This window comes from Streptomyces lacrimifluminis (assembly GCF_014646095.1).
GTDB classification, from domain to species: domain Bacteria; phylum Actinomycetota; class Actinomycetes; order Streptomycetales; family Streptomycetaceae; genus Streptomyces; species Streptomyces lacrimifluminis.
On the sequence record NZ_BMMU01000056.1, the window covers coordinates 1 to 26441 of the forward strand.

Sequence of the window (26441 nt, forward strand, 5' to 3'; positions counted from 1 at the left end):
ATCCTGGCGAACCCTGGGCAGCTGACCTCGGCGCCACCAAGATCCCCGACAGAGTCAAGCTTAGTGGCTGTTGTCGTTCCGATCTTGAGGGGTGTGCGTCGAACGGGAGTCTCGATCGGGTGATCGCAGCTAGTCGCGGGCATGAAGGCAGGGCCTCTTGGTAGCTCGGGGTTGCGAAGCCAACCGAGATCCAGGAGACCCTGTTGCCGCAGTTGTAGGCGCTCGCGCCGGTGGAGTTCAACTCGGCTGCACCGACGTGTGATTGTGTCGCTCACCGGTTCGGAAATGCGGCCGATCACCCGGAACGTGTTCGGCGGTATCCCTCGGACATGACGGACGCGGAGTGGGCCGTGGTCCGGCCGCTGCTGCCGGTGCCGGGCTGGATGCGGGGTCGGGGGGGGGCAGCCGGAGGCGTACTGCCACCGGGCGATACTCGATGCGATCCGCTACCTCGTCGACAATGGCATCAAGTGGCGGGCTATGCCGGTGGACTTCCCGCCGTGGGACCGGGTCTACGCGTTTTTCCGCCGCTGGCGCGATCACGCCCTGGTCAGGGAGTTCCACGACCGGCTCCGGCCGAAGGTCCGCGAGGAGCTGGGCCGCGACGCGGAGCCGAGTGCGGGTGTGATCGATTCGCAGTCGGTCAAGGCGGACGCCGTCGTCGGTGCGGACAGCCGTGGCTTCGACGGCGGGAAGCTGGTCAACGGGCGCAAGCGGCATGTCGTGGTCGACACGCTCGGCCTGCTGCTGGGTGTGATGGTCACCGCCGCGGACACCGGTGATCGCGCCGCCGCGCAGGTCCTGCTGCGGCAAGTCGCCGACGTCCACCACCAGTTGGAGCTGGTCTGGGCCGACGGCGGCTACACCGGCGGCCTCGTCGAGTACTGCCTGGCCACGTTCGCGCTGGTCCTGGCGATCGTCAAGCGCAGCGACGACATGCGCGGCTTCGTGGTGCTGCCCAAGCGGTGGATCGTCGAGCGGTTCTTCGCCCACCTGATGCGCACCCGCCGCCTGGCACGCGACTACGAACGCCGCACCACCAGCGCCGAGGCGATGGTCTGCTGGTCGATGACCCTGCTCATGACGCGCCGCCTTGCCCGGCCGGGCCCTGGGCGAGGGTGAACCGGCCCGGCTGCCGCTCGGCCAGCCAGCCCCGCGCGACCAGGCGTTTCGCCTTCGACCGCAGCGCCTCCACCTTCGCCGGCACCGCGTCCAGGCCGAACGCCACGGCCATCTCCTGGCAGGTCAGCGGCCCTTGATGGAGCCGATGCCGGTCCGCGAGGGACTGAAGGATGCGCTGATAGTCCACCGACAGCACCGACCAGGCCAGTCCCTCACGCCACACCGGCACCTGCGACTTCGCCTTCGCCGCCTGGCCGGGAACCGAGCGCGCGTCCGCGTCCCGTGGGCCGGAGGCGGCTTCCTCATCGGCGATGCTGCCGCCGTCCGGATCCAGGACCGTGCCCACTCGCCTGCGGGCGATCACCCACTCCTGCCATTCCTGCTCGGCCGCGGCCAGTTCGGCCTGGATGCGATCGGCTTCCTCACGCAACCCGTCGACCCGACGGCGAGCAGCGAGCTCGTGCTCTTCCAGCAGTCCGACGACCGACGGCATCCACAACCTCCCGGGGAGCGACGACACAACACGCCACCACTCCCACCGAATCACCGGCTCTATGCCTGACCAGCTAAAACACCGACCTCAGATTCGGAACGACAACAGCCACTAACTCCAAGATCACCGAGATCTGTTCTGGCTTCGCTGACGGGGGCGTCCCGCGCCTATCTGCGCGATCTCTAAAGGAGACTGCTCGACTGCCGTGGTTGTCATCCGTGACGGACAGAAACCGGCGTCCCAGCGCCTCAGCCATAGGCGCTCCTCTGACCAGGGTATGTCTATAGAACGAGCCGGTGCGCAGGGGGCCGAGGCTGCGGTTGCGTTCGGAGGGGCTGCCGTGATCGCTGACGCCGGGACCTGTATGGGGCGCCAATGCCCCAGCCAGTGTGTGTGGGGCGGGAAACGACCCCAGCCCGGCTCGAACCGCGGCGTGGCTAATGGCGCGTTCGGTGACGACGGCTGTTGTTCAATCTGTCCGCTTACTGCGCCCAGGCCGACTCGGCTCCGCCGGCGGGACGCACCCTGCACGACGAACCGGCACCTCGACGACATGGTCCGCAACCTCAGGGCCGCCGAGGCAGCCGGGCGCCTGACCAGCAAACTCCACTTTGGTCTACGGCCGAACGTGCTGGTGGTGGACGAAGTCGGCTACCAGCCTCTCGAACGTTCCGAGGCGAACCTGGTCTTCCAGGGATCTCCAAGCGCTACGAGAAGAACTCGATCACCCTCACCTCGAACAAGACCGTCAGCGAATGGGGCCAGGTCTTCGGCGACGAGGTCCTCGCCACTGTGATCCTCGACCGGCTCCTGCACCACTGCGAGGTCGTCCCGATCAACGGCCCCAGCTACCGGCTGAAGAACCGCCTCCAGGTCATCGAGCGCGAGACGGACGTGGCCTGACAGGTGGGGGACGAAGGAGGGTACGCGACTGGGGATCCAAGTCCGTACGCCGACAGCGCCAGGAGCAATCTGTTGTGGTCGCCGAACCGTCTGAGCTGGAGTCTCCTGACGGTGTCGAATGACTTGCCCCGGGACAAGCGCCTGCCGTCGAACCGGGTGGCGAGATCCATGACGTTGCCTGAGTAGCCGGACTCGACGGACGGCGTCCAGTGTTGAAATTACAGCCCTGGGGTGACGAGTCCGCTCTCGTAGGCTATGGCGACCAGGTGGGCGCGGGTGGAGGCGCCGAGTTTGCGCAGGATCCGGTTCACGTGTGTCTTGATCGTGAGGGGACTGATGCCGAGTAGGTGCGCCAAGGCGTTGTTGCTGTGCTGGGTCGCGACGAGGGCAAGAATCTGGAGTTCCCTTGCGGAGAGTTGATCCAGCATCGGGTCTGGAGGGTTGGCCGGGGTACTGGTGCGGTCGGTTGGCGAGGAGACGATCAGGCCGCCCCGGCCCACCACGTCGAGGGCCATCACGAAATGATCGACCTCGACGTGCGGGCTGAGGATGCCGGTGACGCCGACGCGAAGGAGTGAATCGACGTCCTCGACGGGGATGTCCCCGATGAGGGCCAGCCTGGTCCGGGCGGCGGCCTGGCGCAGGGACAGGAGTGTCGTGGTCCGCGGGGAGGGGGCCAGGGCCAGGGTGTCGATGACGAGTATGTCGGGCCTCAGGAAGAGGAGTTGGTCCAGAGCCTGGTCCAGGGCGGGGATCTGTGCCTGGACGGTCAGAGCGGCAGATGCCTCGATGAGGTGTGCGTAGGCGTCGCGCACGAGGGCGTGACCGCCCGTCAGGAGTACCCGGTGCATCGTTTGTCCTTGCGGGGCCTGTCGGTATTCAGAGCTCGGGGAGGTGGGCCCGCGGCACCGGCTGTGCCGCGGGCCCACCGGATGTCGTGACGACAGGGCTGTTCGCCGCTGTCGCCGTATCACTTCAGGAGGTGGGCTGGAGTTCCTTGCGTTCGAGGGCAGTTGGCACGTTCTTCTGGAGGCTGGTGCCTTCGACATCGAGGTCGGGCAGGACCTTGTCCAGCCAGGCCGGCAGCCACCAGGCGTGGCGCCCGGCGAGAGTGAGCAGTGCGGGGACGAGGGTCATGCGGACGGCGAAGGCGTCGATGGCCACGCCGACGGCCAGGGCGAAGGCGATGGGCTTGATGATCGGGTCGTCGAGGGGGAAGAACCCTGCGAAGACGGTGAACATGATCAGGGCGGCGGCGGTGACGACGCGTGCACTGTGTCGGGCTCCGTCGATGACCGACTGGCGTGCCTTGCGGGTGTGGGTCCATTCCTCACGCATGCCGGAGACGAGGAAGACCTCGTAGTCCATGGCCAGGCCGAACAGGACCCCGATCAGGATGATCGGCAGGAAGCTGACGACCGGGCCGGTGCTGGGCACCCCGAGTATGTCGGCCAGCCATCCCCACTTGAACAGGGCGACGACCAGTCCGAGCGAGGCGGCCACCGAGAGCAAGAAGCCGATGGCGGCCTTGACCGGGATGAAGAGCGACCGGAAGACGATCATGAGCAGGATCAGGCTCAGGCCGACGACGATGGCGACGAAGGGCAGCAGGGAGTCGGAGAGCCGGTTGGAAATGTCGATGTTGACGGCGGTGTTGCCGGTGACCGAGACGGTGGTGCCGGAGGTGTGGCGGATGTCCGAGCCGGTCTTGCGGATGTCGCGGACGAGCTGGTCGGTCCTGACGCTGTCGGGGCCGCCGTCGGGAATGACGGTGATGACACTCTGTGCCGGGTCGCTGGTGGTCTCCGGGGGCAGGACCGCTGTGACGCCGTCCAGGGGCGCCAGCTTCTGCGCGACCTCGGCGCCGGCCTGAGCCCCGTCGCTGCCCTCGGTCTCGGTCAGCACCAGGAGGGGGCCGTTGTAGCCGGGGCCGAACTTGTCACTGATGGTGTCGTACGTCTGCCGTTCGGTGGAGCCCTGTGCGGCCGAGCGGTTGTCCGGCAGGGACAGGCGCAGGTCGGTGACGGGCAGGGCGAGGGTGAGGAGGACGCCCGCGACGGCCACCACGGTCAGCAGGGGCTTGGCGACCACCCGCTTGACCCAGCGGGCACCGTGGGTGTCCTTGCCGGTGGCGTGGGTGTCGTTGAGGATCCGCCGGGCGGCGCGGCTGCCCGGCTTCGGGGCCAGGCGGGCACCGGCGAATCCGGCGATGGCGGGCAGCAGGGTGATCGAGGCGAGGACGGCGACGAGGACGGCTCCGGCGGCGCCCAGCCCCATGGTGGTCAGGAAGGGAATGCCGATGACGCTCAGGGCCGAGAGGGCGATGATCACGGTGGACCCTGCGAAGACGACTGCGCTTCCGGCGGTGCCGGTGGCCAGCGCGATGGACTCCATCGCGGTCATGCCTCGGGCGAGCTGCTGTCGGTGGCGGGAAAGGATGAACAGGACGTAGTCGATACCCACGGCGAGCCCCAGCATGAGCGCGAGGGTGACGGCGGTGGACGAGATGTCGGCCACGGGCGTCAGGGCGAGCAGCCCGGTCAGGCCCACGGCCACGCCGATCAGGGCAGGCACCAGGGACATGCCGGCGGCGAGCAGCGAGCCAAAGGTGACAACGAGGACGAGTATCGCGACGGCGACGCCGATGATCTCCGACGGGCCGATGTGGATGCCTGAGCTGCTGTAGACGGAGCCGCCCACCGACGCGTCGATGCCGTCCTTCTCGGCGCCCCGCGCAGCCTTCTGCAGCGCGTGCTTGGAGGACTCACTGACCTCGGCGGACGGTATGGAGTACTGGACCTGGACGATCGCCGTGGTCCCGTCCGGCGAGACGGCGCCGGAATCCTGGGGACCGACGACGGAACTGACCTGCGGCGCCCGGCCCGCCGCCGTCATGGCTTCGTCGATGGCGGCCGCATACGGAGCTTCGGTGACCCGCTTGCCGTCGGGGGCCGTGAAGACGAGTTGGGCGCTGGCCCCGGAGACGTCCGGCAGGGTCCTACTGACCGTGTCCAGTGCGCGCTGTGACTCGGTCCCCGGTACGGCGAAGCGGTCGTCGAGCTTGCCGCCGAACACGGCGACGCAGGCAACGAGCCCTGCCAGGGCCACGAGCCAGAGGGACAGCACCAGCTTTCGGTGGCGATAGGCGCTGAGGCCCAAGCGGTGAAGCAACACAGCCATGGCGAACTCCGTTGAACGGTATGGGGATCCTTTGCGCCGAGGTGAGGCGACGCGGGGACGAGTAACGATCGGCGCAGCGAGCGCCGCCCGTCCTGTCGCCAGACTTTATCACTGGTTCTTGTCGCGCGACAAAGTCTTTTGCTCACAACAGGACGGCCTGACCAGCCCGAGCGAACCGGCCTTCGTCGCCCGCGAGAACGCCTGCGGCGAGGACGACGGCTACCTGCTCTCCCTCTGGTGGAACTGGGCCACCGGCCTCAGCGAACTCCTGATCCACGACGCCGCCGACCTGCGCCGCACCCCGCTGTGCCGGGTCAAGCTCCCCACGCGGGTTCCGTTCGGCTTCCACGGCAGCTGGGCCGACCACCAGACCCTGGACAGGGCTGTCGCGGCCTGCCGGAACGGTGAGTGACCACCCGCAACGGTCACCTGACCTGCGGTGCCGGTCCAGCAGGGTGACATGAAAACACCGGGTCCGGGGCATCAAGGCTTGCTGGGCGCCGAGGCTCGCTGCGTAGGTGCCACCTTCCGCATGGCCGCTGCGATTGAGATCCGCTGGGGTGGCAGTGCGACCTTGACGCAGGGACTGTAAAACGTTCGGGTCTGGCCCGTAGTCGGTGGTGACGCCGGGCAGCCGTCCTTGATCATGATCTTGTGGTGGATATCAACTTCCTTACGAGGACGGTGCTTTCCGGCCTGTCGGCGCTGGTCGTCGAGGACGTGGTGGACGGCGGTGACGTGGTGGTGGTCACGGCTCGCACTCGGGATGCGGCGGTGCCGTGTCCGGTGTGCCAGACGCCGACGGGGAAGGTGCACGGGTACCACGGCCGGACTGTGACGGACGTGCCGGTCGATGCCCGCGTCACTGTCGGTACTGCTCGTGGCCTCCTTCGTCGGAATGTCCCTCGCGGGTGTGGTCATGGACCGTTCGAAGAGCCCACGTGCCTTCGTCCGTTCGTCGCGTGCCTCGTGGCCGGCACCGTCGCGATCTTCGCCAACAGCGGCGGCACCTGGGCACTGCTTCTGGCCATGGGCCTGCTCGGCGCGTGGGGGAGAGGCCGGGGCGGGCGCGGTACTGGCGTGCGGGAGTGGTGCCACCGGCCGGAGGCGTCGCGGGTGTGCTGCTTCTGCGGGTGGACGACGGAGGCTGGAGTGCTTCGGTGAGGCCGGCGAGTGGCTGCCCTGCCCTGGCCGGTATCGGCATGAGGCTGTGGAGTCTTCCGGGGTTCTGGTGTGTGCCGCTTCCGGCTCGTCTGCGGCTGAGGTGAGCGCGGGGGCTGTTACTCACTTTCGGGTGACGGCTCGCGCGGAGGCGGGGTGGCGTGGTGCGGCGGCTGCGGGGACTGGGCCAACTCCTGCACGGGGGCGGAATCATGCTGGGTCGTCAATGTCGAGTGTCAGCAGCATATATGGATAATGCAGTCGAGAGTCACAAAAATATGGGCAATAGGTAACACAGTGCAAGGCCTCGGGAGGCCCGTCGGGGCGCTGTCTGTGAGAAGCGCGGTGGCGGATACGTCGACTGGATCCGGTGGACGATGCGCACCGGCCCGCTCGTCGAGCATCTGGTCGGTGATCTTGGCCGCTATGCCCTGGAAAACGGCTTTCATGTCGTCGTAGAGGGCGCTGTCCTGGCACGAGCTGGCCCAGGGGCGCGCGGCGGGCTGCAGCTGGGTGACCGGCGAGGCGGCCAGGCCGGGTCACCAGGGGGGGCCGGGCCACTCGCGCCGGGAACCACCGCTTCACCGGGACATGGCCCAAGGCAAGGAAGGCCTGCCGGGTGATGGACCTCGTCGTGGGTGGCATCGCCGACGACTACACGGGCCGCCTGACGGCCGTCCGCGCCGACATCACGCGTTGTCCGGCCGCGACCGATCGGTACGGGATCACCGGGGCCCCGTCCTGCGTCCTGCTGAAGGAGGGAGAGGCCGTGGTGCACGGCACGGGGTCTATGACCATCACCGAGGTACGGAAGTTCCTGGACGGCCACCTCTGGGCGGCCGCTGCGGCACGTGGCCGCGACGCCCGTCACGTCTCGTCCATGGGAGCTGCGTCGCCTGAGACACCTTGGGGCTGAGACACCCCCACAGGTCACATAACGCAGTCGATCGCGGTCGCGTCCGGCAGCCGCCCGGCTGCGGCCACGATCTCGGGGAAGGCCGGTCCATTTCGGTGCCCGGCGTGAGCGCAGCACCACGGTGCCAGCCTCGACGGGCAACGCCCCCTGGCGGTCCAAAACCGCCCCATGCAGGCGCCTTGGCCGGGGCAGAGAGGCCGAGCTCGCGATCGACAACGCCCCAGCACGCCATCTACACCGCCATCACCGAAGCAGCAGAAGACCCCGACCTTCTGGGAGGAAAGCACGGGGGCTCCACAACCCTCGAGCACCTGCTCGACAGCCCACCCGCAGCCACAACTGCTCGACGAGTCCGGCAGGCCATCCAAGCTCTCACGACGAAATCGTGGCTTGGGCCCTGAAGACCGCCATGCTCACCGAACGGATGCCCACTATGAGCGACCCAGCTGTCTGGCAAGCCGTAACACGTCAGGCCGACGCCTGGGCAGCGCTGCCAGTCGTGCAGGAATTCGCCCGCCAACTACCCCGCAACTCACCCACCCCGGCAAGCGAAGTGGCAGGCAGATTGCAGCACATGCAGGCCGCCGGTGCCGACATCGCTGGAACGCCCGTGACCAGGTCCGGCGTCGCTTCGAGGACGTCAAGGCGTTCACCGCCAAGAGCGTTGAACTGCAACAGGCCGTCGATCTTCGGCTTCCGCTTCAAAGCCGCTGGCAAGGCATAGTGCCTTCCCGACCGCGTGAGCCGCTGACCACACGCGATCATCGCGGACGTCAGCGCCAGGTGCGGTTCGGCTGACCACGGGTGTCGCAACGGTGTGTCCGCGTCGACGCGCCACGGGACGAGCCTTGGGCCCGTAGGGCGCGCTGATGCACAGCGCTACCCGAACAGGCGACGCTGGATCTCACGCCGGTAGTCCTCCAGGGTTCTGTCGAGGTGTGCCGCGGCAGCCTGGGCCGCATCTTCGGGGCGGCCGTCACGGATGGCCCGGTAGATCGCCTCGTGTTCTGCGACGGCCGCCTCGGTGTTCTCGCCGAGCGTGTCATGGAGACCGATGGCGCTGGACTGGCGCTGCAGGCGTCGCGCGTCCCGTACGGCGCTGACGAGGAAGGTGTTGTGCGAGGCTGCGGACACGGCCGCGTGGAAGTCGTCGTCCGCCTGATTGAACTCATCGACATGGCCGTGGACGAACCCGTGCCGACACTGCTCCATGGCCACCTCGATGGTGCGCAGTTCCGAAGGAGTGGCGCGGGTGGCCGCCAGACTGCTGGCGGACATCTCCTGGACCCGGCGGAACTCGAACAGCATCAGCACGTGGTCGATGTCGACGGGACGGAAGAAGCCTCCCCAACGGCTGGTGATGAGCATGCCTTCGTCGTCCGCGACGAACAGACCTCGCCCCTTGTGCGCCCGTACTCGGCCCAGTGCCGAGAGAATCTTCACGGCTTCCCGCACCACCGCCCTGCTGGTGTTCAGCGTCTGGGCCAGGTCGATCTCCGTGGGCAGTCGGTCACCCGCCGCCAGCCGCTCCTCGGCAATGTACTCAAGGATCCGCTCGGCCACGATCTCGTACCCGGGACGGTAGTCACGCCGCCCGTCCGAGCCCTCCACCGTGGGCGCAGCGGGAAGCCCTTGAGCCGGCAACGCCGCTTCGATCGCTGGCATGTCGTCCATCCGTGATGCCTCCTGGGTGACTGCGGCGAACGCGACTGATCGCTGCGGAGCCAACAGCATCATAGCTTGGGTGAGTTATGGGTCGTACTCATTCTGACCAAGATCTACGACACAATCCTTGAGCCCCTGGGCGCACAAATGCCTTTTTTCTGCCATAACCGCGTCCGGCCACTGCCCCATTGCCTCGAATCCGCCAAAGAAATGTCATACACACTCTTGACGAACCCCTCGTTAAGGCGGCTAATTTCATCCACGCCGGTAGCAGCACAGTCGCCTTTAAGTCGACACCCGCCGGGGACGGCCCGGCGCCGCCCCATCCTCGCGTCACCTGCCCATCTGCTCGGGGCACCCGCAAACCCAGTGGAGTCACTCATGACCGTCAACAAGCCTTCGTCCAGCCCGCAGAGAGCCGTCAGCCGCAGACGATCGGCGTTGCTGGCCGGGTGTGCTGCCACGGTGCTGCTGACCGTTTCCGCCTGTGGTGGCGGCACGGCCGGTACGACCGACAAGGACGGCTTCGCCCAGGCGCCGCAGAAGGACGGCGCGTTGACCGTCTGGGTGGACGCCACCCGCATGGACGCCGCGAAGCTGTACCAGAAGCTGCACCCGGAGGTGAAGCTGGACATCGTCAGCTACGACGGCAACGCCAACGGGTCGAACTATCTCCAGACCAAGGTCCAGCTGTTCAACCGCACCGGCAAGGGCTGGCCGGACGTCGTCTTCAGCTCCCAGAACAACGAGGTCAGCTGGGCGGTCGAGGCCGGCTTCGCCGCACCGCTCAACAAGGGCCTGGTCGACGAGGCGACCCTCGGCCGGTTCGCGAAGGGCGCCAACGACGTCTGTACGGTCGACGGCACCGTCTACTGTCTGCGCAACGACCTCTCCCAGGCGGTGCTCTGGTACAACGCCCCACTGCTGAAGCAGTTCGGCTACACGGTGCCGACGACCTGGGAGGAGTACCAGCAGCTCGGCGAGAAGGTGGCCAAGGAGCACCCGGGTTATCTCGTGGGTGACGCGGGTGACTCCTTCACCCCCGAGATCTACCTGTGGGCGAGCAAGTGCGGCGCCAACGACATCACCGGGCCCAAGTCCGTCTCGGTGAACACCACCAGTGAGGCCTGCACCAGGATGGCCAAGCTGCTGGACGTGCTGATCAAGAACAAGTCCATGTCCATCAGCGGCGTCTTCAGTACTGACTTCGGCAAGAACAAGGCCGACAAGGTCCTGCTCATGCCGGGCCCTGCCTGGTTCGGCGGCGCGGTCTTCCGGGACACCCTCAAGACGCCGGCCAAGCAGATCGCGGCGGCTCCCCTCCCGCAATGGCAGGGAGACGGCTCGCCCTCCACCGGCAACGTCGGCGGCGGCACCTGGCTGCTGTCCCAGCACTCCACCCACATCAAGGCGGCCACCGACTTCCTGAAGTGGGTCACCACCGACAACGCCTACCAGGGCGAGAAGGCCCCCGGCTACCCGGCCTACGCACCCGCGGCCGAGGCCTGGCTGAAGGGGCAGAACGCCTCCGGCTACTTCGCCAGCGACCTCAGCGCACTCGCGGCCGCCTCGTCCCAGGTGTGGCCGAAGTGGGGCTCGGGCCAGTTCAGCCAGGAGGCCATCTGGGCCGCCACCGTCAAGCCCGGCATCACCCAGGGCAAGTCCATCGCCTCGATGCTGCCCGCCTGGCAGGACGCCATCGTCAAGTACGCCCAGTCCAACGGATACAAGGTCTCGCAGTGACCCTCAGCCACTCCCCGTCTGGCTCTGCCACCCGGCGCCCTCGTGGTGTCGACCGGCAGAGCCGGGCCGGCATCGCCTTCGTCGCCGCCTACGTGCTCCTCCTGATCGCGTTCGGCATCCTGCCGACCGGATACGCTGTCTACTTCGCCTTCACCGACGCCGGCGGCACGTTCACCGGCTTCAGCAACTTCGTCACCACGGCGCAGGACTTCCGCTTCATGGACGCCGTAGGCCATGTCGCGGTGTACCTCCTGTTCTGGCTGGTCTCACTCGTGGTTTTCGTGGTGAGCCTGGCACTGCTGCTGCACCGTCTCGCCTCCAGCGCCGTCAGCAGGTCCCTGCGCTTCCTCTTCTACATCCCCGGAGCGCTCGCCGGCGCCGCGAGTGTGCTGGTGTGGCTGTTCATGCTCGACCCGACGGTGAGCCCGGTCAGTTCCCTGCTGGGCATGCTGGGCTTCGACACCTTCGGTGAGGTCATCGCACCCGGCAACCTGGCCCTGCTGTTCACGATCATCGCGTTCTGGACCGGTGCGGGCGGCTGGATCGTCGTCATCTACGGCGCCCTCAACAACATCCCCAAGGACGTCATGGAAGCCGCGCGCATCGACGGCGCGAGCGCCTGGCAGACCGCCTGGCACGTGCAGATCCCCATGCTCCGCAAATGGATCGTGTACATGGTGATCCTGGCCTTCGCGGGCGGCGCCCAGCTCTTCGTCGAGCCGCAGCTGCTCTCCCTCGCCAGTGTGGGCGTGGCCGGACGCGACTACTCGCTGAACCAGCTGACGTACGACTTCGCCTTCCAGATGAACAACATCAACGGCGCCGCCGCGGTCTCGGTGGAGCTCCTGGTCGTCAGCGTGTCGGCAGCCGCCCTCTTCGTCGCACGGTCGGGGTTCTTCGATGCCGACTAGGACCCCCGCCGGACCGGCCATCACACCCCGCACGGAACGGGAACCACGCGTCATGAGCCGAGCACACGACCAGGTCTCCGAGCGCCGGCGCCCCCGCTCCCCGCGTCGCCTCGCGCCCCGCCTGCTGATCGGCTCCGTACTGGCCGTGTTCATGGTGTTCTTCGTGCTGCCGGTGCTGTGGCTCGTCCTCGCGGCGACCAAGACCGACCAGCAACTCGTCCACGGCAGCCCGCTGTCCTTCGGCTCCTGGCACACCCTCAAGACCAACTGGGACGCCCTCACCGCGTTCCAGGACAACGCAGTCCTGCACTGGCTGGGCAACTCCACGCTCTACGCGGTGATCTCCCTGGTCATCACCCTCTGCGTGGCAGTCCCGGCCGGGTACGCCCTGGCCATGACCGAGTTCCGCGGACGGCACACCCTGCTCGTCTCGACCCTCGTCGTGATGCTCATGCCGACCGCCACGCTGGTGGTGCCGCTGTTCCTGGAGATCAACGCGGTGCACCTGATCGGCACGATGTGGTCGATCATCCTGCCGTACTCGTTCTACCCGTTCGGCGTGTACCTGACGTACATCTACTTCACCACCGCCGTACCGAAGGACCTGCTGGCGGCTGCGCGGATGGACGGCTGCTCGGAGTTCGGCGTCTTCCGGCACATCGCGCTGCCGCTGGCGACCCCGGTCATCGCACTCGTGGGCTTCTTCAGCTTCGTCGCCAACTGGACCAACTACTTCCTGCCCTACGTCATGCTGCCCGAGAGCGACCAGATGCCGATCCAGGTGGGCATCGGAAGCCTGCTCAGCAACGTGCCCTCCTTCAACCCGGCCGTCGGCACCCTCGCGATCGAGCGCCCGCAGCTGGCGCTGGCCACGCTGATCGCCATCACACCGGTGCTGATCGTCTTCCTCTTCGCCCAGCGCTTCCTGGTCAGCGGAATGCTCGCCGGCGCCACCAAGGAGTAGGCCCCGACCAGCGGCCCTGCCCATGACGCCCGAACTGGTGTCGACCGCCCGGCCGCCGGCCCCGGCGCACATACCCTGCCTCCCGAACGGAGTTCCGTCCCATGCCTTTCACCTCTTCCGGCCCCACGTCGGGTGAGAACGCCCCGGTCTCGGGGCAGCCGGCCGCGCCACCCGAGATCGAGGCGGGGGTGCCGGTGCTCGAACCCCCCGGCTGGGCCGTGTCCCAGCGTGCCCTGTTCGACCTGCTCGACCACGCCTGGCGCCGCTTCGCCCGCGACTTCACCGGCCCGGACGGACGTCTGAACTACACCGGCCGGCTCACCACCCGCGACGGCGTGGACGACTTCTACGAAGTGTTCTTCAACTGGCCCCAGCTGTACCTCCTCGGCGGCGCCGACGATCTGCTGCCCGCCAGTGAGAAACACTGGGAGGGCGTAACCCGGCAGCTCACCGAACTGAACATGCTGCGCGACGAGTACGAACGCGGCTACGACTGGTTCCACCAGGGCGAAAGCCTGCTCCTGCTCTACTTCCTGTGCATGGCCGCCCCCGAGCGCTGGTCCGAACGCGCCCTGCGGTTCGCCGAGCTGTACGTCGACCCGGCCAAGGACAACTACGACCCCGAACACCGCGTCATCACCCGCCCCCACAACGGCAGCGACCCCGACCGCCAGGGCCTGTTCGACGGCGACGTCTATCCCTGGCTGCTGAAGGAGGCCGAGACCTACGGGTTTCCGCTCGAGTGGATCCCCGAGGCGGACGGCGGGCCGTTCCCGCTCTCCGCGGATCCGCGTCTCGGTGATCAGATGCGGGACCGGATGGCCGTCGGCGACACCGCGGTCAACCTCGCCGCGGCAGGACTTGTCCTCAACGCCTGGATCCTGTCCGGCGAGCAGCGCTACCGCGACTGGATCGTCGAGTACGTGGGCGCGTGGCACGAGCGCACACGGGCGAACGACGGGATCGTTCCCGACAACGTGGGCCCGGACGGAACCGTCGGCAGCCTGCTGGAGGGCCGCTGGTACGGCGGCCACTACGGCTGGTCCTGGCCGCACGGCTGGCACAGCGTCGGCCACGCGGCCTGCGTGGCCGCCCTCGCGGCGGCCACGGTCACCGGCGACGACGACTACCTCTCCATGGTCACGACCTCGCTCGACACCCTCATCGACCACGCCAAGGTGATGCCCCACACCGAGGCGGACTCCAGCCTCCCCTCCAAGTGGGCGGCCGAACTCGGCCCCGACATCCACACACCCACACCACACCTGCCCTTCCGCCACAACGACTCGGGCTGGTTCGACTACAACCCGGCCACCCCGCCGGTCCCGGTGGCCCTGTGGCACCACACCGCCTCCGACGCCGACCGCGCCCGGCTGGAACGGCTGCGCGAAGCCGACGGCATCGACTGGCGCACGGTCCGGCCGTTCCGCGCCAAGGAGGAGTCCGGGCACGAGAAGGCGTGGTTCGCCTTCCTCGCCGGCGACGACCCCGGCTACCCCGAGCGCATCCTCGCCACCGCCCAGGCCCAGATCCACCACCGCCTGCGCCGCATGGACCGCTACCGCGACCTGGATGTGGACGAGGCCGACATCCACGTGTGGCAGCTGTGCAACCCCGTCGTCACCGAGGCCCTGGTCCAGCTGACCTGGGGCGGCCCCCAGGTGCTCTACAACGGCGGCCTGCAACAGGCCCGGCTGCGCTACCACGACGCGCGGGCCCGCCGCGCCGGCCTGCCGCCGGACGTGGCCGCACTGGTCACCTCCATCGCCCCCGAGGCGACCACCGTCGAACTGGTCAACCTCTCCCCCGAGACGGACCACACGGTGATCGTCCAGGCAGGCGCCTTCGCCGAGCACACCATCACCGCCGTCCGCCACACGACCTGCGCGGACGACGGCTGGATCGGTGACATGTACGACTACGGCCACACCGAGCCGGTCGTCACCGAGACGGAGCAGGTCTGCGACAGCGCTTTCCTGACGGTACGACTGCCCGCGTCCACCCGCATCCGGCTCACCCTGCGCCTCCGGCTGCGCTCCCGCACCCCCAGCTACCGCACCCCGTTCGACACCCCGGCCGGCCCCCGCCCGGGCACGGAGGAGACCACCGCATGAAACGCATCGCCCAGACCATCAGGCTCCGCCCCGAGCACCGCGAGGAGTACCTCGAACTCCACTCCGCCGTCTGGCCCGGCGTCCAAGCAGCCCTGCACCGGGCCAACATCCGCAACTACAGCATCTTCCTCCACGGCGATGCGCTGTTCGCCTACCTCGAGTACGACGGCGACGACTTCGAGGCCGACATGGCCGTCCTCGAAGCCGACCCCGAAACCCAGAAATGGTGGAAACTCACCGACCCCTGCCAGGAACCCTGGCCCGACCGGGGCGACTCCCGCCAATGGACGGAACTCACCGAGATCTGGCATCTCGACCCACCCGGCGACGACGTCACCGTCTGAACCGGCCCACGCCGCACCGACCCCACTTGGAACCTGCCATGACCCCCGCCCCCGCCCCCGTCCTCATCGATGCGCACCACCATCTGTGGGACCTCGACCAGCGTCCGCAGCCCTGGCTCGACGACCCCGACCTGACATCGATCCGCCGCACCTTCACCCCCGGCGACCTGCGCTCCACCGCCACCGCCCCGATCGCGGGCCGTCATCTGCACAACACGGTGGCCGTGCAGTGCATGCCGAACGTGCCCGAGACCGAGGACCTGCTCGCCCTCGCGGAGCAGGAGCCGCTGATCGGGGCCGTGGTCGGCTGGGCGGACCTGACGTCGCCGGCGATCGGCGAGGTGCTGGACCGACTGCTCGCCCGACCGGGCGGCACCTATCTGCGCTCCCTGCGCCACCTCGTCCAGGGCGAGACGGACCCGGGCTGGCTGCAGCGTCCGGATGTCGAGCGAGGGTTGGCGGTGGCAAGGGACCGAGGGCTCTCCTACGACGTACTGATCCGCAGCCACCAGCTCGACCAGGCGATACGGTTGGCCGAACGCTTCCCCGACCTGCCCCAGGTACTCAACCACGCGGGCAAGCCGCCCCTCGCCCGGCGGGAACTGGCGGACTGGCGACGTCAAATGCAACGGCTGGCCGCACACCAGCATGTGGTCTGCAAGCTGTCGGGACTGATCACCGAGGCCGACCACGACAGCTGGACCACCGCAGACATTCGCCCCGTCTGGGACATTCTGCTCACCGCCTTCGGCCCCGACCGCATGATGTTCGGCTCCGACTGGCCGGTCGCCAACCTTGCCGGCGGCTGGAACCGCTGGGCCGCCACCGTGGACGAGCTGCTCGGCGACTGTGCCGAGAACGAGATCCACGCGCTCCTCGCCGGCACCGCGACCGCCTTCTACCGCCTTCCCGCCCTCGGCTGACCGTCGGCGCTCGTGCTGAAGGAATTCTGGAGAACACGATGACACTCGCCGTCCGCTACACGGCCGCCCGTACCCTGACCACGGCTCCGGCCGAGACCCGCTCCCCGGGTCCCGGTGAGGTGGAGCTGGCCCCCGCCTATGTCGGTATCTGCGGCACCGACCTGCACATCTTCCACGGTGACATGGACGCCCGGGTCGCCGCGCCCGCCGTGCTCGGACATGAGATGTCCGGCCGTGTCATGCGGGTCGGGCCGGGGGTGGACGGCTGGGCGCCCGGTGACGCGGTGACCGTGATGCCCCTGCGGTGGGACGACACCTGCCCCGCTTGTCTCAAGGGCCATCAACACATCTGTCAGAACCTGGACTTCATCGGCATCGACTCCCCCGGAGCCATGCAGCAGCGCTGGACGGTGCCTGCCTCCACCCTGGTCCGCCTGCCCGACGCACTGGCCCTGGACCGGGCCGCGCTCGTGGAGCCCACCGCGGTGGCCGTGCACGACGTGGGCCGGGCAGCGGTGCGGGAGGGTGAGAAGGTCGTGGTGGTCGGCGGCGGACCGGTCGGCGTCCTCATCGCGCTGGTCGCGCGGGCCGCCGGGGCCGAGGTGCGGGTGGTGGAGCTCAGCGCCCACCGACGGCTGCTGGCCGAGGAGCTGGGGCTGACGGCGTGGAACCCGGCCGACGACGACGTGCCGGCACTGGTGCGGGAGTGGACCGGGGAGGCGGGGGCGGACGTCGCCTTCGAGGTGTCCGGCGCGGCGGGCGGCGTGGACACCGCGGTCGAAGTCCTGGGCGTGCGGGGCCGCCTGTGCCTGGTGGCGATCCATCCCCGGCCCCGGGAGGTGAACCTGCACCGGTTCTTCTGGCGTGAACTGACCCTGGTCGGTGCCCGGTTGTACGACCGCTCCGACTTCGAACGCGCGGTGGCACTCGTCGCCGACGGCACCATTCCGGCCGACCGGCTCATCAGCAAGGTCGTCCCGCTCACCGAGGCACCGGCCGCCTTCGAGGCGCTGGAAGGCGGCGGAGACGTGATGAAGATCCTCGTGGACTGCACCGCCGACGCCTACGACACTGAGGGAGCCGCTGTATGAACGCCTTCGACCTGACCGGACGGCTCGCGGTCGTCACCGGGGCCCGCCGCGGCATCGGCCACGCCATGGCCCACGCGCTCGCCGAGGCGGGCGCGGACATCATCGGCGTCAGCGCCACGCTGGAGGAGTCCGGCAGCCAGGTGGAGAAGGACGTCCTCGCCACGGGTCGGACGTTCGAGGCGATCCGGACCGACTTCGCCGATCCGGACGCCGTTCGGGCCCTGGGCGCGGACCTCGCCGCACGCGAGCGGCCGGTGGACATCCTGGTCAACAACGCGGGCACCATCCGCCGCGCTCCTGCGGCCGAACACTCGGACGAGGACTGGGAGTTGGTGCTTCAGGTCAACCTCAACGCCCAGTTCGCACTGACCCGGGCGGTCGGTGCCACGATGGTAGCCCGCGGCCAGGGCAAGGTCATCTTCACCGCGTCGCTGCTCAGCTTCCAGGGTGGCATCACCGTCCCCGGCTACACGGTGGCCAAGCACGGCATCGCCGGCCTGACCAAAGCCCTGGCCAACGAGTGGGCCCCACACGGCGTCAACGTCAACGCCATCGCCCCCGGCTACATCGCCACCGACAACACCCAGGCCCTGCAGGACGACCCGCAACGCAGCAAGGCGATTCTGGACCGCATCCCTGCCGGACGCTGGGGCAGCGCGGACGACCTGGCGGGCGCCACGGTCTTCCTCGCCTCGGACGCCGCCGCCTACATCCACGGCACCGTCCTGCCCGTCGACGGCGGGTGGCTCGGCCGATGAGCGACACCGACCTGACCTCCGTACTGGCCGGAGCCCGTCTCCTGCCCGTGCTGACCGTGCCGAACGCCGACGCGGCCGCACCGCTGGCCGCCGCGCTCGTCGCGGGCGGCGCCCGGTGCGCCGAGGTCACCTTCCGTACCCCGGACGCCGAACAGGTGCTCAAGGCGATGGCGGCCCACGGCGGGCTCACCGTCGGCGCCGGCACGGTCCTCACTCCCGAGCAGGCGGAGCGGGCCGTGGCGGCCGGGGCCCGGTTCGTCGTCTCGCCCGGGTTCGACGAAGGTGTTGTTTCGAGGTGCCGGGAGCTGGGAGTGCCGGTGGTCCCGGGTATCGCCACCGCCACCGAGCTGATGAGGGCTCTGCGGGCCGGTGTGGGCACGGTCAAGCTCTTCCCCGCCGAATCCCTCGGCGGCCTGCGGACACTGCGGGCACTGGCCGCGCCGTTTCCGCAGGCGCGCTTCGTCCCTACGGGCGGGATCGGCGCCGATCTGCTGGCCGGATACCTCGCCGAGCCGTCGGTCATGGCCGTCGGCGGCAGCTGGATGGTCACCACCGCCCACCTGGAGCGGGGCGACTACGACGCCATCCGCCGGCTCACCGCCGAGGCCGTGGAAGGGAGCACACCGTGACCGACGTGCTGGCCCTGGGCGAAGTGATGCTGCGCTTCGACCCGGGCGAGGGACGCATCCGCACCGCTCGCACCTTCCAGGTCTGGGAGGGTGGCGGCGAGTACAACGTCGTACGAGGCCTGCGCCGCTGCTTCGGCCACCGCACCGCCGTCGTCACCGCCCTCGCCGACAACGCCGTCGGCCGCCTCGTCGAGGACCTCATCCTCCAGGGCGGCGTCGACACGTCCCTGATCCGCTGGGTGCCCGACGACGGCATCGGCCGCACCGCCCGCAACGGCCTCAACTTCGTCGAGCGCGGCTACGGCATCCGCGGCGCGCTCGGTGTCAGCGACCGCGCCCACACAGTCGTATCCCAAATCCGTGAAGGCGACATCGACTGGGACACCCTCTTCACCACCGGAGTCCGCTGGTTCCACACCGGCGGCATCTTCGCCGGCCTCTCCGACACCACCGTCGACGTCGCCGACGAGGCGATGGCCGCCGCGCGCCGCCATGGCGTCACCGTCTCCTACGACCCCAACTACCGCCCCAGCCTCTGGGCCGGCCGCGGCGGCGCCGGCCGTGCCCGCGAGGTCGACCTGCGGCTCGCCCGGCACGCCGACATCGTCGTCGGCGCCCTGGGCCTGACCGGAGCGCACCCGGGCCAGGCGCTGTACGGGGCCGACGGGGTGGCGGACGCGCTCGCCGAGGTGGCCGGCCTGTTGCCCGAAGTGAGAGTACTGGCCACGACCCTGCGTGACGTGCCCTCGGCCGGGGTCAACGACTGGTCTTCGGCCGCCTGGTCCGCCGAGACCGGCTTCGTCACCGGCCTCCGGATGCCTGGACTGCACGTCCTGGACCGCGTCGGCTCCGGCGACGCCTTCGCCGCCGGACTCATCCACGGCCTGCTCACCGGCGCCTCACTGGAACGCGCCCTCGCCTACGGCACCGCCCACGGTGCGCTCGTCATGACCACTCCCGGCGACGTCTCCATGGCCACGCTCACCGAGGTCGAAGCCCTGATCGCGGGCGGCTCGGCCCACGTGCGGCGCTGAGCCACGCCGATCGACATCCACGAGGAGGACGTCATGCAGCGCCGGACCATCCACAACACCTCCGTCGAACTCACCGAACTCGGATTCGGCGCGTCGGTGATCGGCAACCTCTATCGGACCACCCCGGCGGCCGACGCGTCGGCCGCCGTCGACGCGGCCTGGGACGCGGGCATCCGGTACTTCGACACCGCACCGCACTACGGCCTCGGGCTCTCCGAACAGCGCCTCGGGGCGGCCCTGCGGCAGCACCCTCGGGACGAGTACGTCGTCTCCTCCAAGGTCGGCCGACTCCTCGTCCCCAACGAACGTCCACAGGGCGTCGACAGTGAAGGATTCGTCGTACCGGACGACCTGCGTCGGCAGTGGGACTTCAGCCGCGACGGCGTGCTCCGGTCCATCGAGGACTCCCTGCGCCGCGCCGGCCTGGACCGGCTCGACATCGTCTATCTGCACGACCCCGACGACCACTGGAGGCAGGCCGCCGAGGAGGCCATGCCCGCCCTGGCGGACCTGCGCGACCAAGGAGTTGTCGGGGCCATCGGCGCCGGCATGAACCAGTCGGCCATGCTCGCCCGCTTCCTGCGCGAGACCGCCGCCGACGTGGTCATGCTCGCCGGGCGCTACACCCTCCTCGACCAGTCCGCGCTGGACGACGTCCTGCCCGCCGCACAGGAATCGGGCAAGAGCGTCGTCGCGGTCGGCGTCTTCAACTCCGGTCTGCTCTCCCGTGAGTGGCCCGCCGACGGCATGAAGTACGACTACCAGGACGCCCCACCGGAACTGGTCGCCCGCGCACGGGCGATCGCAGAGGTCTGCAAGGGGCACGGCACCAGCCTTCCCGCCGCCGCCATCGCCTTCCCGACCACCCACCCCAGCACCGTCAATGTCACGCTCGGCATGCGCGACCGCGCACAAGTGACACAGAACGTGGAACTCCAACGAAGCGCCGTACCCCGGGCACTCTGGGACGACCTCCGGTGCCAAGGGCTGATCAGGCCCGACGTCCTCACCATCAGCGGCACCCAGGGCACGGCCGACCACCCCGCGGCCGGCGGGCGGTCCGCGGCACATGATGACGGCACTCGCGGGGGGAGTTCCCCATGCCGCTGACCTATCAGAGTGAGTACCAAGGGGCAGCCACCCTGCTCGTGCCTGCCGCCCGAGGCGGCGGCCCTGGTGACGTCGATCGACCCCGAGGCGAGCACCGTCGAACTGGTCAGCCTCACCCCCGACCGCGCCCGGACGGTCGTCGCCCAGGCCGGTGCTTCGCCGAGCACACCATCGCCTCGGTGCGCTACACGACGTGCGAGGACGACACGTGGGTCGGGGACATGCACAACTACGGACACGGGGAACCGGCGGCCACCGAAGCCGAGGCGCCGGTCGACAGCAGCCTGCTCACCGTCGTCCTGCCCGCCCCCACCTGTATCCGGCTCACGTTCGGGCCGACCGTCACCGCCGCCAGCGCGCCCGCTGGGCCTGCATACGCGGACACCCGGCTACCGCACGCCGTTTTCGGCGGACGCTCCAGTGGAGTCCGGCACCGGCCTTCACAGCGGGGAGACCTGGAAGTGAAGCGGATCGCCCAGACCATCAAGCTCCGTCCCGAGCGACGCGAGGAGTACCTCACCACCCTCCATGCCGTCGTCCGGCCCGGCGTCGAAGCCGCGCTGCACCGCGCCCACGTGCGCGACTACACCATCTTCCGCCACCACGACGTCCTCTTCGCCTACGTCGACTACCAGGGCGAGGACTTCGAGGCCGACATGGCGGCGATCGCCGCCGATCCGGTGACACAGCAGTGGTGGAAGCTCACCGATCCGTGCCAGGAACCGTGGCCGGACCGGAAGTCTGGGAGCCAGTGGACGGACCTGCCCGAGATCTGGCATCTCGGCGATCCGGTATCCGACGGCCCCCTCCTAGGACGCAGGTGGCGTACCCGGCTCCCGGCGACGCGCTGCGCAACGAGGTAAGGAGAACAACGGCATGAGACCCGCACGACTCATCGTGGGACTACTGCAGACACTGTTGGTGGCAACAGCGGTGGTACTGCCCGCCCAGACGGCGCACGCCGCCGACACCAGCTTCTACGTGGACCCCGCCAACGGCAGTGACAGCAATTCGGGAACCAGTACGGCATCCGCGTTCAAGACGATCGCCAAGGCTCGCGACGCGGTCCGTACGGTGAACTCGGCCATGTCCGGGGACGTCGTCGTGAACCTGCGCGGGGGCACGTACAACCTCACCAGCCCCGTCGACTTCACCACCGCCGACTCAGGCACCAACGGCCACAACGTCATCTACAAGGCATACGGCTCCGAGACCCCCGTCGTCTCCAGCGCCAAGACCATCAGCGGCTGGACCTCGGCGGGCAACGGCCAGTACAAGGCATCGGTCGGCGCCCTCGACTTCCGCCAGCTGTACGTGAACGGGACGCGCGCCACTCGCGCCCGCTATCCCGACACCGGCTCGAACTTCCAGCTGCAATCCGGCGACAAGACCAACCAGGTACTGAAGATCGCCGACTCCCAGATCAGCAACTGGGGCAACTTCAGCCGCGTGGAAATGGTCCTGCAGCTGCAGTGGGCCGAGAACTTCCTGCGCCTGAAGTCGTACACGTCCAGCAACGGCGTGGCGAGTGTGTCGATCCAGGACCACGAGGCCGGCATCCTCTTCAAGCGCCCCTACCCGCTGCTGTCCAACGGCTCTCCGCTGCACTTCGAGAACGCCCGCGAGTTCGTCACCGAGCCCGGTGAGTTCTACCTCGACAAGGCCGCGCAGACGCTCTACTACCTGCCCCGGCCGGGAGAGACGATGTCGTCGGCCACGGTGCAGGTCCCGACTCTGAAGACGCTCTTCGACATCAAGGGAGACAGCCTCGGCTCTCCCGTCCACCACCTGAAGTTCTCGGGAATCACCTTCACCCAGACCAACTGGACCGAGGCGAGCGACAACGGCTTGCTCAACGGCCAGGGCGGCCTGTACAACATCTCGGCCGACACCAGCAACAACCAGTACGTCGCCCGCCCGCCGGCCGGCGTCAACGTCGAGAACGCCGACGACCTCGCCTTCTCCGGCAACACCTTCACCCAGATGGGCTCGACGGCCCTGGACCTCAACCACGGCGTCCACGACTCCACCGTCACCGGCAACGTCGTGCAGGACATCGCGGGCAACGGGATCATGGTGGGGAAGTTCTCCGACCCCGACGTGGAGTTCCACACGGTGTACAACCCGCCCACATCACCCGCGGGTGAGGACACGCGTGAGGTCGTCACCGGCGTCTCGGTCACCAACAACGTGATCAACCGCACCGGCCAGGACTACATCGGCACAGCCGGAGTCAACGCGGGCTTCGTACACGGCACGACCATCGACCACAACGACATCTCCGACTCGCCGTGGGCCGGAATCTCGCTCGGCTGGGGCTGGCAGGACGAGGCGAACGCGCTGGGCGCCAACTCCGTCAGCTACAACCGCATCGGCAACGCGCAGAACCAGCTGTGCGACGCGGCAGGCATCTACCACCTCTCCAACGACCGCGGCACGGTGATCAACAACAACTACATCCACGACATAGTCCGCACGCCCACCGCGTGTTCCTCGGCTGTGGCCGGCGTCTACCTCGACGAGGGCTCGGGCAACATGACCGTCGCCAACAACGTCCTGGCACGCACCGACAACTTCATCAACCGGAACTTCAACGGCCCCAACGTCACCCTCTCCAACAACACGACCACCGGCACCGCGGTGATGAAGGCCTCCGGCCTGCAGCCGGCCTACCAGGGACTGCTGGCGAAGACCAACCTCGCCTACGGCAAGACGGCCACCGCCTCTTCCGTCTACGCCGCGCAGTGGACCGCTGGCAAGGCCAACGACAACGACCCGGCGAGCGGCTGGTCTCCCACCGGGAGCGACACCTCGCCGTGGTGGCAGGTCGACCTCGGCAGCCCGTCCGCACTGAGCCAGTTCTCACTGACCACCCGACAGGACATCGACCAGCCCGAAACCCGCGCCAACTTCGAGATACGCGGCTCCAACGACCCCTCCTTCGCCAACTACACCGTCCTCGGACGCCAGGGCGCCTCGGTCCTCCCCTACACCACGACGCTCACCGGCAAGATCGACGCACGCCAGCAGTTCCGCTACGTACGGGTCGCCAAGACCGACGGCGGCTACTTCTACATCGGCGACTTCAGCGTCCAGCAGGCCGGCGTCTCCCTGAAGGACCCGGCCACCACGTCCTTCAACCTCTCGACGTACTACACCATCAAGAACGTCAACAGCGGACTGCTGGCCGACGTCTACGATGCTGCGACCACGGACAACGCCAACGTGATCCAGTGGCAGAGCAACTCCGGCACCAACCAGCAGTGGAACATCGTCCGGGTCAGCGGCCAGCTCTACAAGATCGTCAACCGCAACAGCGGCAAGGCCCTGGAAGTCCGAAACAGCTCCCACGGCAAGGGCGCGGCGCTCGCCCAGTCGACCTACAACGGCGGCAACAACCAGCTCTGGTACTTCGAGTCGTCCGGCAGCGGATACGTCATCCGCAACTTCGAGAGCAAGCAGGCCATGGACGTCCCCAACAACTCCACCACCAACGGCACAGCACTCGGCCAATGGACACCGGTGAACCAGAACAACCAGCTCTGGACGATCCAGTGACATTCCGCGTGTGAGGCGACGGTCCCCGCCGGGCCGGCAGCTCAGCTGCCGGCCCGGCGGGGCCGTCGTCACGACCAGCGCCCTCCCAAGACCGCCGCCCAGCCACCCAGCCGCCCCGGAGCCTCCCATGCCCGAGCCCGACACCCGCCCTCGTCGACGCCCACCACCACCTCTGGGATCTCGAGCGTCGTCCGCAGCCATGGCTCGACGAACCGGCCCTCGCGCCGATCCGACGTTCCTTCACGCTCGCCGACCTGGCCACGGACGCCACCCGCACACCCGATAAGGCCACGCATCACGCACCACCTCTGAGCCGGTGTACTCCCTCGCCTGCGCCCGGCGCGCGCTCCTGGTTAACAGGTGTCAGCGTGGTCAGCAGGAGCATCTGCGGTCATCTCGGCTCGGTCACCGGGAGCGGTCATCAGGTGGCGGCGGGGCCCGAAGTGGGGTGAGATGCCGCTGAACGCGGACAGGAACCGCTGGGCAGCGCCGGTACTGCGGAAGCCTCGACCTCACGGAAGCTGAGCGGGAAGCGGAAGTACAGCCACACGCAGTGGGAGATCACCTCGACCGGGTACCGGTGACCCTTGTACGACGGCGACGCGCTCCCCACGGACGATCACCCTTCACCATGATCAACCCGGCGATCGTCCCACCCGCCCAGCCGACGCGACAGCGCAGTTCAGAGGGGTCCCCGTCGTCTTGTCGTAAAAGTGCCGGGCTTTCTCAGGTTGGTCGCACATCAGGACCATGCGGTGCGGGGCACATGCCACGTGGGACGGGAACTTCCATCCGGCACGGCAAAGTCATCGACAAGCGCGGCTACGCCGGTTTCTGGATCCCCGAGTACGAGAACGTCTACCGCGAGAATTGCACAACGGTTCGCACCAGCTCGTTCCCCGCATCCCGCGATGGCCGGACCGGCGGGTCCAGCAGCAGCGGCGGCAAGTCCGGCTCGTCGCGCAACACCGGCGAGACCGGCACCGGCTCCGACACCGGTGGCTTGTCGTCGAGCACGTCCGGTGGCACGCAGGCGTGCAAGTCGCTCACGAGCGGCGGAACGACCGGCACCTCGAAACCCGGCTCCTCCGGCTGCACCACAGGAGGCACCCGACCGACCCAGCAGTGTGAGCGTCAGTACGTCGGCTGGAAGAAGACCGGCCAGCACTGGCGGCGCGGCAAATAGGAGCTGAAGCTCAGCGACGGCGGTCGCACCGGCTGGATCAGGGTCTCCAAGGCCACGTACGACAAACCGATCACCACGGCCGGGAGAGCACACCCTCGTACGCCCGCCGGCCCCACCACATCCAACCCGCATACACAGCGCTCTCCCCGGCGGCGGATGACGAAGGACGCAGCAGCGCCGACGAACTGTGCACGGATCTGATGAACCAATTCGGGCTGTAGCCCAGACTGGAGGCCATCGGCCGCGCCATGCTCGGCACCGCCTTGCTGGCCTTCCCATATTCGACCGCTGAGTGTCCCCGCCCCGGCACGGAGGACTGTCAGAGGCGCACGGCATCATCAGCAGATGGCCTCCACACCAGCAGCTCCACCGACCTACCTGGATCGGCTGCGGTCGGACCTGGACCTGATCGAAGCGGACTTCGTGCAGATCCTCGCGGACTCGCAGATCCGGAACACCGACCCCAACCGCGGACGCGACTACGTGATGCACGTTGGCGCTCCGAAGTGGGGCTGGGTGCCCAGCAGCCCTGAACTCGAGGCGCGACGAATGGAGCTGCTGGGCCGCGTAAGAGAGCATCTGATCAATGTTCAGGTCGTTCTGTCTGATTCGCCGGTTTCGATTCGCCAGGTTGGT

General features: G+C 68.5%; 21 protein-coding genes and 4 pseudogenes. 20 read left to right on the forward strand and 5 right to left on the reverse strand.

Features of this window, described 5'->3' with window-relative positions; translation table 11 throughout:
• Window positions 1-441: 441 nt before the first annotated feature.
• A complete protein-coding gene (locus IEY89_RS38285; RefSeq protein ID WP_229695685.1) occupies window positions 442-1122 on the forward strand; it encodes an IS5 family transposase in 681 nt (226 codons plus the stop codon).
• On the opposite strand, the gene IEY89_RS38290 is transcribed toward IEY89_RS38285, so the two are convergent.
• Window positions 1079-1615 carry a hypothetical protein gene (locus tag IEY89_RS38290; protein WP_189152149.1) on the reverse strand — a complete coding sequence of 179 codons (537 nt, stop codon included), beginning with the start codon at window positions 1613-1615 and terminating at the stop codon, window positions 1079-1081. The genes IEY89_RS38285 and IEY89_RS38290 overlap by 44 nt on opposite strands.
• A gap of 544 nt (window positions 1616-2159) precedes the next feature.
• Between IEY89_RS38290 and IEY89_RS38295 the strand changes: the two are divergent.
• Window positions 2160-2518: pseudogene (locus tag IEY89_RS38295) on the forward strand (ATP-binding protein); the annotation flags it as partial.
• Between the two features lie 218 nt (window positions 2519-2736).
• Here IEY89_RS38295 and IEY89_RS38300 read toward each other — a convergent pair.
• Together IEY89_RS38300 and IEY89_RS38305 are read right to left on the reverse strand one after the other, a co-directional pair.
• Window positions 2737-3369 (reverse strand): response regulator transcription factor, encoded by a 633-nt coding sequence (locus IEY89_RS38300; protein ID WP_189152150.1) that lies wholly within the window; start codon window positions 3367-3369, stop codon window positions 2737-2739.
• Window positions 3370-3493: 124 nt separating this feature from the next.
• Window positions 3494-5698 (reverse strand): MMPL family transporter, encoded by a 2205-nt coding sequence (locus tag IEY89_RS38305; protein WP_189152151.1) that lies wholly within the window; start codon window positions 5696-5698, stop codon window positions 3494-3496.
• Between the two features lie 118 nt (window positions 5699-5816).
• Here IEY89_RS38305 and IEY89_RS38310 point away from each other — a divergent pair, with 118 nt between their 5' ends.
• The 3 genes and pseudogenes from IEY89_RS38310 to IEY89_RS38320 all read left to right on the forward strand — a co-directional run.
• Window positions 5817-6110 (forward strand): carotenoid oxygenase family protein, encoded by a 294-nt coding sequence (locus IEY89_RS38310; protein WP_229695682.1) that lies wholly within the window; start codon window positions 5817-5819, stop codon window positions 6108-6110.
• Window positions 6111-6355: 245 nt separating this feature from the next.
• Window positions 6356-6568, forward strand: a pseudogene (locus tag IEY89_RS41320) (ISL3 family transposase); the annotation flags it as partial.
• 871 nt (window positions 6569-7439) lie between these two features.
• Window positions 7440-7691, forward strand: a pseudogene (locus IEY89_RS38320) (thioredoxin family protein); the annotation flags it as partial.
• A gap of 963 nt (window positions 7692-8654) precedes the next feature.
• On the opposite strand, the gene IEY89_RS38325 reads toward IEY89_RS38320, so the two are convergent.
• Window positions 8655-9449, reverse strand: a complete 795-nt coding sequence (locus IEY89_RS38325) for a FadR/GntR family transcriptional regulator (RefSeq protein WP_189152154.1) — start codon at window positions 9447-9449, stop codon at window positions 8655-8657.
• A gap of 372 nt (window positions 9450-9821) precedes the next feature.
• Here IEY89_RS38325 and IEY89_RS38330 point away from each other — a divergent pair, with 372 nt between their 5' ends.
• From IEY89_RS38330 to IEY89_RS38395, 13 genes are all read left to right on the forward strand, one after another.
• Window positions 9822-11183, forward strand: coding sequence for an ABC transporter substrate-binding protein (locus tag IEY89_RS38330; RefSeq protein ID WP_189152155.1), 1362 nt, complete (start codon window positions 9822-9824; stop codon window positions 11181-11183).
• Window positions 11180-12094: a carbohydrate ABC transporter permease gene (locus IEY89_RS38335; protein WP_189152156.1), complete on the forward strand. Its 915-nt coding sequence runs from the start codon at window positions 11180-11182 to the stop codon at window positions 12092-12094. The genes IEY89_RS38330 and IEY89_RS38335 overlap by 4 nt, the downstream gene beginning before the upstream one ends.
• 52 nt (window positions 12095-12146) lie before the next feature.
• Window positions 12147-13058 carry a carbohydrate ABC transporter permease gene (locus tag IEY89_RS38340; RefSeq protein ID WP_229695683.1) on the forward strand — a complete coding sequence of 304 codons (912 nt, stop codon included), beginning with the start codon at window positions 12147-12149 and terminating at the stop codon, window positions 13056-13058.
• 101 nt (window positions 13059-13159) lie between these two features.
• A complete protein-coding gene (locus tag IEY89_RS38345; protein ID WP_189152157.1) occupies window positions 13160-15172 on the forward strand; it encodes a DUF8034 domain-containing protein in 2013 nt (670 codons plus the stop codon).
• On the forward strand, window positions 15169-15516 hold the full coding sequence (locus tag IEY89_RS38350; RefSeq protein ID WP_189152158.1) for an L-rhamnose mutarotase: 348 nt from the start codon (window positions 15169-15171) through the stop codon (window positions 15514-15516). The genes IEY89_RS38345 and IEY89_RS38350 overlap by 4 nt, the downstream gene beginning before the upstream one ends.
• Window positions 15517-15554: 38 nt before the next feature.
• Window positions 15555-16439, forward strand: coding sequence for an amidohydrolase family protein (locus tag IEY89_RS38355; RefSeq protein WP_189152159.1), 885 nt, complete (start codon window positions 15555-15557; stop codon window positions 16437-16439).
• Between the two features lie 38 nt (window positions 16440-16477).
• Window positions 16478-17530: a zinc-dependent alcohol dehydrogenase gene (locus IEY89_RS38360; RefSeq protein WP_189152160.1), complete on the forward strand. Its 1053-nt coding sequence runs from the start codon at window positions 16478-16480 to the stop codon at window positions 17528-17530.
• Window positions 17527-18288, forward strand: coding sequence for an SDR family oxidoreductase (locus tag IEY89_RS38365; RefSeq protein WP_189152161.1), 762 nt, complete (start codon window positions 17527-17529; stop codon window positions 18286-18288). The genes IEY89_RS38360 and IEY89_RS38365 overlap by 4 nt, the downstream gene beginning before the upstream one ends.
• Window positions 18285-18917 carry a bifunctional 4-hydroxy-2-oxoglutarate aldolase/2-dehydro-3-deoxy-phosphogluconate aldolase gene (locus IEY89_RS38370; RefSeq protein WP_189152162.1) on the forward strand — a complete coding sequence of 211 codons (633 nt, stop codon included), beginning with the start codon at window positions 18285-18287 and terminating at the stop codon, window positions 18915-18917. Before IEY89_RS38365 ends, IEY89_RS38370 begins: the two co-directional genes overlap by 4 nt.
• A complete protein-coding gene (locus IEY89_RS38375) occupies window positions 18914-19951 on the forward strand; it encodes a sugar kinase (RefSeq protein WP_189152163.1) in 1038 nt (345 codons plus the stop codon). Before IEY89_RS38370 ends, IEY89_RS38375 begins: the two co-directional genes overlap by 4 nt.
• A gap of 33 nt (window positions 19952-19984) precedes the next feature.
• The gene (locus IEY89_RS38380; protein WP_189152164.1) at window positions 19985-21061 is read left to right on the forward strand and encodes an aldo/keto reductase; all 1077 of its coding nucleotides are present in this window, start codon (window positions 19985-19987) and stop codon (window positions 21059-21061) included.
• Window positions 21062-21522: 461 nt separating this feature from the next.
• Entirely contained in the window at window positions 21523-21924 is a 402-nt protein-coding gene (locus IEY89_RS38390; protein ID WP_189152165.1) for an L-rhamnose mutarotase, read from the forward strand.
• A gap of 13 nt (window positions 21925-21937) precedes the next feature.
• Window positions 21938-24619: an RICIN domain-containing protein gene (locus IEY89_RS38395; RefSeq protein ID WP_189152166.1), complete on the forward strand. Its 2682-nt coding sequence runs from the start codon at window positions 21938-21940 to the stop codon at window positions 24617-24619.
• Between the two features lie 505 nt (window positions 24620-25124).
• Here IEY89_RS38395 and IEY89_RS42265 read toward each other — a convergent pair.
• Window positions 25125-25232, reverse strand: a pseudogene (locus tag IEY89_RS42265) (IS6 family transposase); the annotation flags it as partial.
• A gap of 153 nt (window positions 25233-25385) precedes the next feature.
• Here IEY89_RS42265 and IEY89_RS38400 point away from each other — a divergent pair.
• A complete protein-coding gene (locus IEY89_RS38400) occupies window positions 25386-25805 on the forward strand; it encodes a hypothetical protein (protein WP_189152167.1) in 420 nt (139 codons plus the stop codon).
• Window positions 25806-26150: 345 nt separating this feature from the next.
• On the forward strand, window positions 26151-26441 hold a 291-nt coding region (locus tag IEY89_RS38405; RefSeq protein ID WP_229695684.1), incomplete at its 3' end, for a hypothetical protein.

Coding starts and splice junctions, on each gene's coding strand:
- IEY89_RS38290 (WP_189152149.1), bottom strand. CDS start 1,615: ATGCCGTCGGTCGTCGGACTGCTGGAAGAGCACGAGCTCGCTGCTCGC.
- IEY89_RS38300 (WP_189152150.1), bottom strand. CDS start 3,369: ATGCACCGGGTACTCCTGACGGGCGGTCACGCCCTCGTGCGCGACGCC.
- IEY89_RS38305 (WP_189152151.1), bottom strand. CDS start 5,698: ATGGCTGTGTTGCTTCACCGCTTGGGCCTCAGCGCCTATCGCCACCGA.
- IEY89_RS38325 (WP_189152154.1), bottom strand. CDS start 9,449: ATGGACGACATGCCAGCGATCGAAGCGGCGTTGCCGGCTCAAGGGCTT.
- IEY89_RS38330 (WP_189152155.1), top strand. CDS start 9,822: ATGACCGTCAACAAGCCTTCGTCCAGCCCGCAGAGAGCCGTCAGCCGC.
- IEY89_RS38340 (WP_229695683.1), top strand. CDS start 12,147: ATGAGCCGAGCACACGACCAGGTCTCCGAGCGCCGGCGCCCCCGCTCC.
- IEY89_RS38345 (WP_189152157.1), top strand. CDS start 13,160: ATGCCTTTCACCTCTTCCGGCCCCACGTCGGGTGAGAACGCCCCGGTC.
- IEY89_RS38350 (WP_189152158.1), top strand. CDS start 15,169: ATGAAACGCATCGCCCAGACCATCAGGCTCCGCCCCGAGCACCGCGAG.
- IEY89_RS38355 (WP_189152159.1), top strand. CDS start 15,555: ATGACCCCCGCCCCCGCCCCCGTCCTCATCGATGCGCACCACCATCTG.
- IEY89_RS38360 (WP_189152160.1), top strand. CDS start 16,478: ATGACACTCGCCGTCCGCTACACGGCCGCCCGTACCCTGACCACGGCT.
- IEY89_RS38365 (WP_189152161.1), top strand. CDS start 17,527: ATGAACGCCTTCGACCTGACCGGACGGCTCGCGGTCGTCACCGGGGCC.
- IEY89_RS38370 (WP_189152162.1), top strand. CDS start 18,285: ATGAGCGACACCGACCTGACCTCCGTACTGGCCGGAGCCCGTCTCCTG.
- IEY89_RS38380 (WP_189152164.1), top strand. CDS start 19,985: ATGCAGCGCCGGACCATCCACAACACCTCCGTCGAACTCACCGAACTC.
- IEY89_RS38395 (WP_189152166.1), top strand. CDS start 21,938: ATGAGACCCGCACGACTCATCGTGGGACTACTGCAGACACTGTTGGTG.
- IEY89_RS38400 (WP_189152167.1), top strand. CDS start 25,386: ATGCCACGTGGGACGGGAACTTCCATCCGGCACGGCAAAGTCATCGAC.